This window comes from Bradyrhizobium sp. (assembly GCF_036735945.1).
Taxonomy (GTDB): domain Bacteria; phylum Pseudomonadota; class Alphaproteobacteria; order Rhizobiales; family Xanthobacteraceae; genus Bradyrhizobium.
In genome coordinates this window covers 1-10,322 of record NZ_DAINNI010000155.1, presented here as the reverse complement: position 1 = coordinate 10,322, position 10,322 = coordinate 1, and the positions used below count along the sequence as shown (strand labels likewise).

Here is a 10,322-nt window from a genome sequence, read left to right as displayed (position 1 = left end):
CGACCTTGGTGATCTCGTAGGCCTTGGCGCCGCCGGGCGCCATCACTTCGACGGTCGTGCCCTTCTTCTTGCCGATCAGCGCGCGGGCGAGCGGCGAGGTGATGGAGATGCGGCCCTTCTTGGCGTCGGCCTCGACCTCGCCGACGATCTGCCACACCGCCTTCTTCTCGGTATCCTCGTCGACCAGCGTGACGGTCGCGCCGAACTTGATGGTATCGCCGGACAGCTTCGAGATGTCGATCACGTCGGCGCGCGCGAGCTTGTCTTCAAGCTCGTTGATGCGGCCTTCATTGTGCGACTGCTCTTCCTTCGCCGCGTGATATTCCGCGTTCTCGGAGAGGTCGCCATGCGAGCGTGCCTCGGCAATGTGCTCGATGATGCGCGGACGATCCTCCGACTGGCGCTTCTTCAACTCGAGCTCCAGGGCGGCATAGCCGTTTGCAGTCATCGGAACCTTATCAACCATCTCTTCCGTCCTTCCGTCGCGCGAGACGTCAACTGCGTTCACGCACGAGGTACTTTCGATTCGGGCCTTCGTGGCCCCGATATGAGCCGCCAGTCTATTAAATTTCGGCCCCTTCAGGGGCCGATTCAACATCCAGCCAAGCGGTGAGTTCCAGCCATACGGCTTTTTTGCCAATCGTTTAGCGGGCGTTTGCCCGGCCAACGATCAGTTCTCGGAAAAGTAACTCTGCAGCGTACGGACCTCAAGGTCCCCGCCCTGATAGGCGCGGATGCCTTGGGCGGCCGCCACGGCACCGGAAAGAGTGGTGTAATATGGCACTTTATGCAAGAGGGCAGCCCGACGCAGCGAGCGGCTGTCGGCCAGCGCCTGCGGCCCTTCCGTGGTGTTGAAGACGAGCTGGATGTCGCCATTGGTGATGGCGTCGACGATGTGCGGCCGTCCCTCCAGCACCTTGTTAACCTTCTCGGTCGGGATGCCCTTGTCGGTCAGGAAGCGCTGGGTGCCCGACGTTCCCATCACCTTGAAGCCGAGCGAATGCAGCAGGCGGACCGCTTCCGCGATGCGGTCCTTGTCGATCTCGCGCACCGAGACGAACACGGTGCCCTTGCGCGGCACCCGGGTGCCGCCGCCGAGCTGGCTCTTGGCGAAGGCGATTTCGAACGAGCGGTCGATGCCCATGACTTCGCCGGTCGAACGCATTTCCGGACCGAGCACGGTATCGACGCCGGGGAAGCGCGCGAACGGGAAGACTGATTCCTTCACCCCGACATGGCCGAGCTGCTTCTTCTTCAGCTTGAAGTCGGCAAGCTTCTCGCCCGCCATGATCCGCGCGGCGATCTTGGCAACCGGCGTGCCGACCACCTTGGCGACGAAGGGCACGGTGCGCGAGGCGCGCGGATTGACTTCGAGCACGTAGATATCGCCGTCCTTGATCGCATATTGCACGTTCATCAGGCCGACGACATCGAGGCCGAGCGCGAGTTCGCGGGTCTGCCGCTCCAACTCCTCGATCATCTTCGCATCCAGCGAATGCGGCGGCAGCGAGCAGGCGGAGTCGCCGGAATGAATGCCGGCTTCCTCGATATGCTCCATGATGCCGACGATGAAGGTGTCCTTGCCGTCGCAGAGGCAGTCGACGTCGATCTCGGTGGCATCGGACAGGTAGCGGTCGAACAGCAGCGGGTTCTTGCCGAGCACGGTGTTGATCTGTCCGGTCTTGTCGTTCGGATAGCGTGCCTTGACGTCGGCAGGCACCAGTTCGGGCAGCGTGCCGAGCAGATAGTCGTCGAGCTGGGTCTCTTCGCGGATGATCTGCATCGCGCGGCCGCCCAGCACGTAGGATGGGCGTACCACCAGTGGCAGGCCGAGATCGGCCGAGACCAGCCGCGCCTGCTCGACCGAATAGGCGATGCCGTTCTTGGGCTGCTTTAGTTTCAGCTTGTCGAGCACGCGCTTGAAGCGGTCGCGGTCCTCGGCGAGGTCGATGGCGTCGGGAGAGGTGCCGAGGATCGGCACATCGGCGGCTTCCAGCGCGCGGGCCAGCTTGAGCGGGGTCTGGCCGCCGAACTGCACGATCACGCCGTGCAGCGTGCCGTTCTGCCGCTCGGTGGCGATGATCTCCAGCACGTCCTCGGCGGTGAGCGGCTCGAAATACAGGCGGTCGGCAGTGTCGTAGTCGGTCGACACCGTCTCCGGATTGCAGTTGACCATGATGGTCTCATAGCCGGCATCGGCCAGCGCGAAGCAGGCATGGCAGCAGCAATAGTCGAATTCGATGCCCTGGCCGATCCGGTTCGGGCCGCCGCCGAGGATGATGACCTTCTTGCGGTCGGAGGGCGCGCTCTCGTCGGCGAGCTTGCCTGCAAACAGCGCCTCATAGCTCGAATACATGTAGGCGGTGGGGGAGGCGAATTCGGCGGCGCAGGTGTCGATGCGCTTGTAGGCCGGACGGACGCCGAGGGCGTGCCGCTTCGCCGTCACCTCGGCCTCGGTGCTCTCCGTCAGCACCGCAAGGCGCGCATCGGAGAAGCCCATCGCCTTCAGCATGCGCATGCCGTAGCCGTTCGGGGGCAATCCGTTGGTCCGCACCTTGGCTTCCATGTCGACGATGCCGCGCATCTCGCTGAGGAACCACGGATCGATCTTGCAGGAGTTGAAGATCTCCTCGTTCGACCAGCCAAGCCGCATCGCCTGCGCCACCTGCAGGATGCGGTTCGGCGTCGGCGTGCCGAGAGCTGCGCGGATCGCGTTCTTGTCGTCGCCGCGCCCGAGCCCCTCGATCTCGATCTCGTCGAGCCCGGTGAGGCCGGTCTCGAGCCCGCGCAGCGCCTTCTGCAGGCTCTCCTGGAAAGTGCGGCCGATCGCCATGACTTCGCCGACCGATTTCATCGAGGTCGTCAGCGTGGTGGAGGCGCCGGGAAACTTCTCGAACGCAAAGCGCGGCACCTTGGTGACCACGTAGTCGATGGTCGGCTCGAACGAGGCGGGCGTCGCGCCACCGGTGATGTCGTTGGCGATTTCATCGAGCGTGTAGCCGACCGCGAGCTTGGCCGCGACCTTGGCGATCGGAAAGCCGGTCGCCTTGGACGCCAGCGCCGAGGAGCGCGACACGCGCGGGTTCATCTCGATCACGACCATGCGGCCGTCGGCGGGATTGACGCCGAATTGCACGTTGGAGCCGCCGGTCTCGACCCCGATCTCGCGCAGCACCGCCAGCGAGGCGTCGCGCATGATCTGGTATTCCTTGTCGGTCAGCGTCAGCGCCGGCGCAACCGTGATGGAATCGCCGGTGTGCACGCCCATCGGATCGAGGTTCTCGATCGAGCAGATGATGATGCAATTGTCCTTCTTGTCGCGCACCACCTCCATCTCGAACTCTTTCCAGCCGAGCACCGATTCCTCGATCAACACTTCGTTGGTCGGGGAGGCGTCGAGGCCGCGTTCGATGATGTCGAGGAATTCTTCCTTGTTGTAGGCGATGCCGCCGCCGGTGCCGCCCATGGTGAAGGAGGGGCGGATGATCGCCGGCAGGCCGATCTCGGACAGCGCCATCAGCGCCTGGCCGAGCGCGTGCTCCTGGTAGCGCTTGCGGCGCTCGCTTTCGCCAAGCGTCCACTGTCGCTCACACTCTTCCAGCGCGGCGCCGGATAGTTTCTCTCGTTCGGCGTGGTGTTTGTCGCGATAGGACTTCTTCAGCGCCGAGGCGTTGGCGAGCCGCGACTTCGGCGTCTCAAGACCGATCTTGGTCATGGCCTCGCGAAACAGCTGGCGGTCCTCGGCCTTGTCGATCGCATCGGCGGTGGCGCCGATCATCTCGACGTCGAACTTGTCGAGCGTGCCCTGCCGGCGTAGCGACAGCGCGCAGTTCAGCGCGGTCTGGCCGCCCATGGTCGGCAGCAGCGCGAAGCCGCCCGGGATGACGTGACGTTCCTTCTCGATGATCTTGGCGACGATTTCCGGAGTGATCGGCTCGATATAGGTCGCATCCGCCAGCTCCGGATCGGTCATGATGGTGGCCGGATTGGAATTGACGAGGACGATGCGATAACCCTCTTCCTTCAGGGTCTTCACCGCCTGGGTACCGGAATAATCGAATTCGCAGGCCTGGCCGATCACGATGGGACCGGCGCCGATGATCAGGATGGTCGAGATATCTGTTCTTTTGGGCATCAGCTCTCAGACAGGAATTTGGGCACAAAAAAAGGGCGCGCAGCCGCGCGTCCCCTAAGCCAAAGAGCGCGGGTCTCCCTCGCGCGCGGGTGGTCTTTAGACCAGATTCCGCACCCGCGAAACCCCCAAAAACGGGCCATCAACGGGGAAATTCCCGCCTTCGCTCTGCGAGCTACGGCGCGGCAAGCCCGCCCCTTTCAGTCGGGATGGGGGCCGTTTCGCCTGGGCAGGCGCATCACAGGCGAGGTGGGTGGCTACGGCTGGCTTGCCTAGCCGAACCCGCCTCCACTCTGTGAGCTACGGCGGGGCAAGGCTGGCTCGCCAAGCCGAAGCTGCGTAAGCAGCGAAGGCTGGAGGCCCGGCCTGGATTTGAACCAGGATAAAGAGCATTGCACTGCTCCCGCGTCGACGCTTCCGCCACCGGGCCGCTTCCATCATCGCTCATCACGGCTCGGTGAACCATGCCTACTGCGATTTAGGGTTAACAACCTTGGCGCGCGACAGGGCTCAATTCAGGTTCAGGGCGTGCCGTGCCACGAACGTCATCCGCCACGGGTTATGGCCGATGTTCTGGGGCGCGCGCGAGGTGGAGAAGCCGGCGCGGGAGAGCTTCTCGATCATCTCGTTTTCGCCGTAGCGCTGCAGCCCGACGCGGCTGCGCAATTGCCGGTAATCCGACAGCGCGGTGCTCGCAAGGCCATACAGGGCGTCTTTCAGAAAGCCGTGGGCGGAGGCGAATTTCAACAGCGCCACCACGTCCCTGAACATGCCGACCTCGGGGCGCAGGATGTCGCCGATCACGAGGCGGCCGTTCGGCTTCAGCAGCCGGCGAACCACGGCAAAGGCCGAATCCAGCTCAGCCGGCGTCATGTATTGCGCGACGGAATTCATCACCACGAGATCAACCGAGCCTTCCGCCATCCGCGAAAGATCCTCGAGCGAGCGGACGCGGATCCTGGTGTTCGGCGCAAAGCGCGCGATCAGCCGGCCGCGCACGCCGGGCGCCGGCTCCGCCAGATAGAGCATGGCGCAGGCGTCCGCCACGCGGGCGGCCGACAGCGCCTCGCCGCAGGCATAGTCGAGCACCACGGAATCGGGCGAGGCGATATAGCCGACGATGTCGCGCGCGATGAGCTGGAAATGCAGGTCGCGGTGCAGCCTGCTCGCATAAATCGTATGCGTGGAATCGTAATAGTCGATCCATTCATCCATGCGCGCGTGCCCGGCAAAAACAGCGGGTTCCGGTGAAGGAACCAGCCTGAAAGTGATGCGTTAGGTCGTCCAGCGGCCGATGTCCACCGCCGCCCCAGTCCGGTTCCTAACAGGAAGGTGCAACGTGAGCAAAACCAACAACAAATCCGGCAAGGTATCCCCTGAACTCGACACGCCGACCGATCTGGCCCCGGCTGCGGTAGAGAAGATTTCGGCGTCGCTCAACGTCCTCTTGGCCGACGCCTTCGCGCTTTACCTGAAGACCAAGAACTTCCACTGGCACGTCAGCGGCCGGCATTTCCGCGATTATCACCTGATGCTGGACGAGCAGTCGGACGCCATCTTCGGCACCACCGACCAGCTCGCCGAGCGGGTACGCAAGCTTGGCGGCATCACGCTGCGCTCGATCGGCCAGATCGCCAAGCTGCAGACCATCCAGGATAACAATGAGGCCTATGTGCCGCCGCGCGAAATGCTGCGCGAACTGATGGAAGACAACAAGAAGATGGCGGCGGCGATGCGCAAGGCGCACAAGCTCGCCGACGACAACGACGACACGGGCACCGCCCAGTTGCTCGAACTGTTCATCGACGAGACCGAGCGCCGCACCTGGTTCCTGTTCGAGGCCAGCCGCCAGGAAGGCGCCAACGCGGCGTAAGTTAGGTACAAGCAGGCACGGCGGCGGGTCGTCAAAGCGCGGCCCGCCCTGTCGCGCGTGAGGGCGGCTTGGACTGGCCTTGGCAGCCGCAATCCATGCGGGCGGTCAAAACGTCGCATGCAGCAGCGCAAGTATTAAGAAAATGCTGCGAGATTCCGATAGTCAATTTAAACGTGTCTGAGCGAGATCATCCTTATCATGTCAGCCGGCCGGGCTGAATGCGCGGCCAGCGCACCAAGTCAATTGCCATAACGCATAGACATTCGAGTCCGGGATCCAGTGATGCAGAAAATTATCGAATTCCGCGACGTGGCATCGTCCAGCCGGCAGACCGGTCCATCCGGTCAGCCCGCTGGAAACACGCGGACTTCACAATCGGCGCCACCGTCGATCGAGCCGATCTATGCGGTGGTCGATTCATTGTCGCGCACGCTGGAATGCATCAAGGCGCTGTGCGAGACGGTCCCGAACGGGCCGACGCGCGACAAGCTGGAGATCGAGCGGTCCAATCTGGTCATCGGGCTGTTCGTCGCGCGGATCGCGGCCATGCGGGTCTCCTCGGGCGAGCCCGCGCCGGCCGCTTTGGCCAGACCAAGCCTCGCGATTGCCCGCCGCGGATGACCAGCGGACCACGGAGAGCAGCTATTTGCCGGGATAGCGCTGCAGCCAGGCCAGCAGCTTGCCGAATTCGGTCGACATCGCGGTGTCGGACTGCGACAGCACGGTTTCGCGCCCGTCATCTTCGATTGTGACGGTGTAGCCCATCTCGTCCCGGGCTTGTCCGGAACGCACCGGCGCGGGCGCCGCGACTGCGGCCGCGGTGAGCCTCTTGAGCTCGGAAGCCCGGGACTCATCCAAAGCCGCAGCATCCACGATCTGGGGCGGGCGGCGCAGGTGGATGCCCGCCGCCTGGCCGCCGTGTTGGGAAAGCGTAACTTTCATGCCAACCTGATCCATGGCGTTTTCGAGCGAAGTGGATACCGGCACAGCCGTAAAGAAAAAACGCGTCAAAGCTTCGATCTGAGCTTCGGTTCTGATCCAATCGGAACCGAAGCTCCAGACGGCCGGCCGGCCGCGGCTAATGCGGCTTGGATCTCAAGCCGGCGACCTCCTTCGACAGTTTCGATAGCTGACTGGAAAGCTGCTCGATCTTCCGAATTACTTCCGCCGATTCATCACGGTGTCCATTGGCGGCCGCTGCGGCGGGTTGCCAGCGCATCCGGCCGGTCACCCCAGCCAGTGCCTGAACGCCGCTGATGCGGATACCGACTTCCTTCCAGGCAGCCACCACGGCCTGCTGCTCCGCGCTCTGCGGTCCGTAGAGTTGGCCCGCCGTGACGTGCGTCAAATCGGCGAATTCCTGGAAATTCGTCCATTCCGACGATGCCTTCAGTGCGGCGTACCAGATGTGCCCCGGCGCTTCCCAGGCGTTTCCGCCGATGCCGACCGCGGTGAGATAGAACGCCCTGTTCGGAATCCCGGAATTGATGTGCACGCCGCCATTGTCGCCTTCATCGGTGTCGGGCAGCATTACAAACTTGCTCATGTGATCGGGCTGCGGATCGCGCCCGAATTGCTCGTTGTTGTAGGCCTTGCCCGGCGCTTTCAGCGATCGTAAGGCATCCGCGTCGATTTCAGGCGTGAAGATCTCCGCGCCGATCAGCCAGTCGGCCTGATCGGCGGTCTCCTTGCGGACCCATTGCTTGACCATCGAGCCGAACACGTCGGATATCGATTCGTTCAGCGCACCCGACTGATTATGATATTGCAGTCCGGCCGTGAACTCGGTGACGCCGTGCGTCAGCTCGTGGGCTACGACATCGAGGGATCTGGTAAAGTCGGTGAACAGCACGCCGTCGCCGTCGCCGAAAACCATCTGGCCGCGGAACCAGAATGCATTGTTGTAGGCCGTGCCGTAGTGGGCGTAGCCGTTCAGGCGCATGCCGCGCCCGTCCAGCGAGTTTCGATCGAACACGTCCTTGTAGAAATCGCGGGTGCTTCCGAGACCCTCGAAGGCATTGTTCACCGACTCGTCCGCCGACGCGGGACCATCCTCGGTGCGTTCGACCGTCGCCGACTCGGGGAAGGTCGTGTTGGCGCAGTCGAAGACTGTGCGTCGGCCGTTCCCTGCGATTGCTGCGGCGCCCGCAACGAGGCCTCCTACGGCTCGCTCCCCGCGCAAGCGCGAAGTCGACAGCATCGTTCGCAACGCTGCGTCGCGAATCCTGCTGTCCGGGTTTTCGAGCAGCTTCTTCAGGATGTGGGGCGGGGTTATGCAGTTGATGCAACGACAAGCGTTCGAGAACATGGCATCCTCCATCAACACGACATGGTTCTGAAACGAATAGCCGCGCGCGCAATGAAGCGCCGGCTTCGCGACTATCTACCCGAGGTAGAGAGCGTCAAGCCTGGCCGCTCACATTGCTTCGAAATATCTGAAGTGAAGGGTCAGCTTTGCTTCCATAGCCGTGCCAGCGGCCCGTCTGCGCCGCGCACCGGATCGGTCTTCGGCAGCTTCACTTGCGGGATCGTCTTCAGCGCTTTGGCATGGTTGTCCGGCGTCGGCCGCGTGATCTGCATCGGCGGTCCCGGCGGATAGGCGCCGACCACGCAGAAATCCGGGCTGGCGAACGCACATTGATGCCCGGTGCCGGCCGGCAGGATGGCGACGTCGCCCGCCATGATCTCGAGCTCCTTGCCGCTGTTGCCGCCGAAGCGGACGCGTGCGCGGCCGCGGGCGACGCCGAGCGCCTCATGCACGGTCGCGTGGTAGTGCAGATAATCATAGACGCCGTTGCGCCACATCGCGCCCCAGCCATTGGCGCCGAACAATCCTTCGATGGTCTTTTCGGGATGATCGGTGGCAATCTCGACCGCGCCTCGGTAAAACAGCAGCGGCAGCGGATTGTTGGGCACGAGGCCATCGTCCTCGAAGAAGAAGGTGACCGGCTCGATATCGTTGACAACGGACATGGTTGTGCTCCGCGGATCGCAGGGTGAACGAAGCGTAAGCGTGCCCACCATCAGCACGTGACGGGATGGTGGGAACGTCGCTGACGTTCCTTTACTTCACCCTGCGATGCTAAACCCGCGTCGGCGGGTCACGTTCCTGTCGGAATCTCGAAAACCAGGCACGTCGTGGACGCAAAACCGCAAATGGCCGGGACATCTCGCGCAAAGACGCGCTTCGCGCTTTTGCCCGGGCATGTCGACGCGGTGAGGAACTGACGCTTTACGCCCGCTTCCTCGCCCGCATCAGATCCGCAAACCGCTTGAACAGGTAATGCGAGTCGCGCGGGCCGGGCGAGGCTTCCGGATGGTACTGCACCGAGAACACCGGCTTGCCCTTGAGTTCGATGCCGCAATTGGAGCCGTCGAACAGCGAGATATGGGTCTGCGTCGCCCCCTCGGGCAGCGTGTCCTGGTCCACCGCAAAGCCGTGGTTCATCGAGGTGATCTCGACCTTGCCGGTGGTCTCGTCCTTGACCGGGTGATTGGCGCCGTGATGGCCCTGATGCATCTTCCTGGTCTTGGCGCCGACGGCGAGCCCGAGCATCTGGTGGCCGAGGCAGATGCCGAAGGTCGGCGTACCCGATTCAATGACGTCGCGGATCACCGGCACGGCATATTTGCCCGTTGCGGCCGGATCGCCCGGGCCGTTGCTCAGGAAAACGCCGTCGGGCTTCATCGCCAGAATGTCTTCGGCCGAGGTCGTCGCCGGCACCACCGTGACCTTGCAGCCTTCGCCGGCGAGCAGGCGCAGGATGTTGCGCTTGATGCCGTAGTCGATCGCGACGACGTTGAACTCCGGCTCGCTCTGGCGGCCGAATCCCTTCTGCCACGCCCAAGGCGTCTCGTCCCAGGTGAAGCGCTGGCCGGAGGTGACCATCGGCACCAGGTCCATGCCTTCGAGGCCGGGCCACTCGCGCGCCTCTTCCTTCAGGCCGTGCAGATCGAACTCGCCGGTTTTCGAATGTGCGATCACGGCGTTCGGCATGCCCTTGGAGCGGATCAGCGCGGTGAGGGCGCGGGTGTCGATGCCGGAGAGGCCGATGATGCCGCGGGCGCGCAGCCACTGGTCGAGATGGCGGGTGGCGCGATAGTTCGAGGGATCGGTGATGGCGGTGCGCAGGATCACGCCGCGCGCGCCGGGCGTCGCCGCCATGTTCACCGTCTCGATGTCTTCCTCGTTGGTGCCGACATTGCCGATGTGCGGGAAGGTGAAGGTGATGAGCTGCCCGGCATAGGAGGGGTCGGTGAGTATCTCCTCATAGCCGGTCATCGCGGTGTTGAAGCAGACCTCGCCGACGGCGTGGC

At 63.6% G+C, this 10,322-nt stretch carries 9 protein-coding genes and 1 tRNA gene; 2 read left to right on the top strand and 8 right to left on the bottom strand.

The window, feature by feature from the left end; translation table 11 throughout:
- The 4 genes from greA to V7E26_RS27030 all read right to left on the bottom strand — a co-directional run.
- Window positions 1-466: transcription elongation factor GreA (gene greA, locus V7E26_RS27045; protein WP_324422253.1), on the bottom strand; the 466-nt coding region annotated here is incomplete at its 3' end.
- A 204-nt stretch (window positions 467-670) separates the two neighbouring features.
- A complete protein-coding gene (carB, locus tag V7E26_RS27040; RefSeq protein WP_324422251.1) occupies window positions 671-4,135 on the bottom strand; it encodes a carbamoyl-phosphate synthase large subunit in 3,465 nt (1,154 codons plus the stop codon).
- A 351-nt stretch (window positions 4,136-4,486) separates the two neighbouring features.
- Window positions 4,487-4,562, bottom strand: a tRNA-OTHER gene (locus V7E26_RS27035).
- An 80-nt stretch (window positions 4,563-4,642) separates the two neighbouring features.
- Window positions 4,643-5,347, bottom strand: a complete 705-nt coding sequence (locus V7E26_RS27030; protein ID WP_324422249.1) for a class I SAM-dependent methyltransferase — start codon at window positions 5,345-5,347, stop codon at window positions 4,643-4,645.
- 124 nt (window positions 5,348-5,471) lie between these two features.
- Between V7E26_RS27030 and V7E26_RS27025 the strand changes: the two genes are divergently transcribed.
- Window positions 5,472-6,005, top strand: coding sequence for a Dps family protein (locus V7E26_RS27025; RefSeq protein WP_324422247.1), 534 nt, complete (start codon window positions 5,472-5,474; stop codon window positions 6,003-6,005).
- 282 nt (window positions 6,006-6,287) lie between these two features.
- Window positions 6,288-6,626, top strand: a complete 339-nt coding sequence (locus V7E26_RS27020; RefSeq protein ID WP_324422245.1) for a hypothetical protein — start codon at window positions 6,288-6,290, stop codon at window positions 6,624-6,626.
- Window positions 6,627-6,647: 21 nt separating this feature from the next.
- On the opposite strand, the gene V7E26_RS27015 is transcribed toward V7E26_RS27020, so the two are convergent.
- The 4 genes from V7E26_RS27015 to carA form a co-directional block, all read right to left on the bottom strand.
- A complete protein-coding gene (locus tag V7E26_RS27015) occupies window positions 6,648-7,016 on the bottom strand; it encodes a protealysin inhibitor emfourin (RefSeq protein WP_324422243.1) in 369 nt (122 codons plus the stop codon).
- Between the two features lie 67 nt (window positions 7,017-7,083).
- Window positions 7,084-8,313 carry a M4 family metallopeptidase gene (locus V7E26_RS27010; protein WP_324422241.1) on the bottom strand — a complete coding sequence of 410 codons (1,230 nt, stop codon included), beginning with the start codon at window positions 8,311-8,313 and terminating at the stop codon, window positions 7,084-7,086.
- A 140-nt stretch (window positions 8,314-8,453) separates the two neighbouring features.
- Window positions 8,454-8,978 (bottom strand): hypothetical protein, encoded by a 525-nt coding sequence (locus V7E26_RS27005; protein WP_324422239.1) that lies wholly within the window; start codon window positions 8,976-8,978, stop codon window positions 8,454-8,456.
- A 259-nt stretch (window positions 8,979-9,237) separates the two neighbouring features.
- A partial coding sequence (gene carA, locus V7E26_RS27000; protein ID WP_324422237.1) for a glutamine-hydrolyzing carbamoyl-phosphate synthase small subunit occupies window positions 9,238-10,322 on the bottom strand: 1,085 nt, incomplete at its 5' end.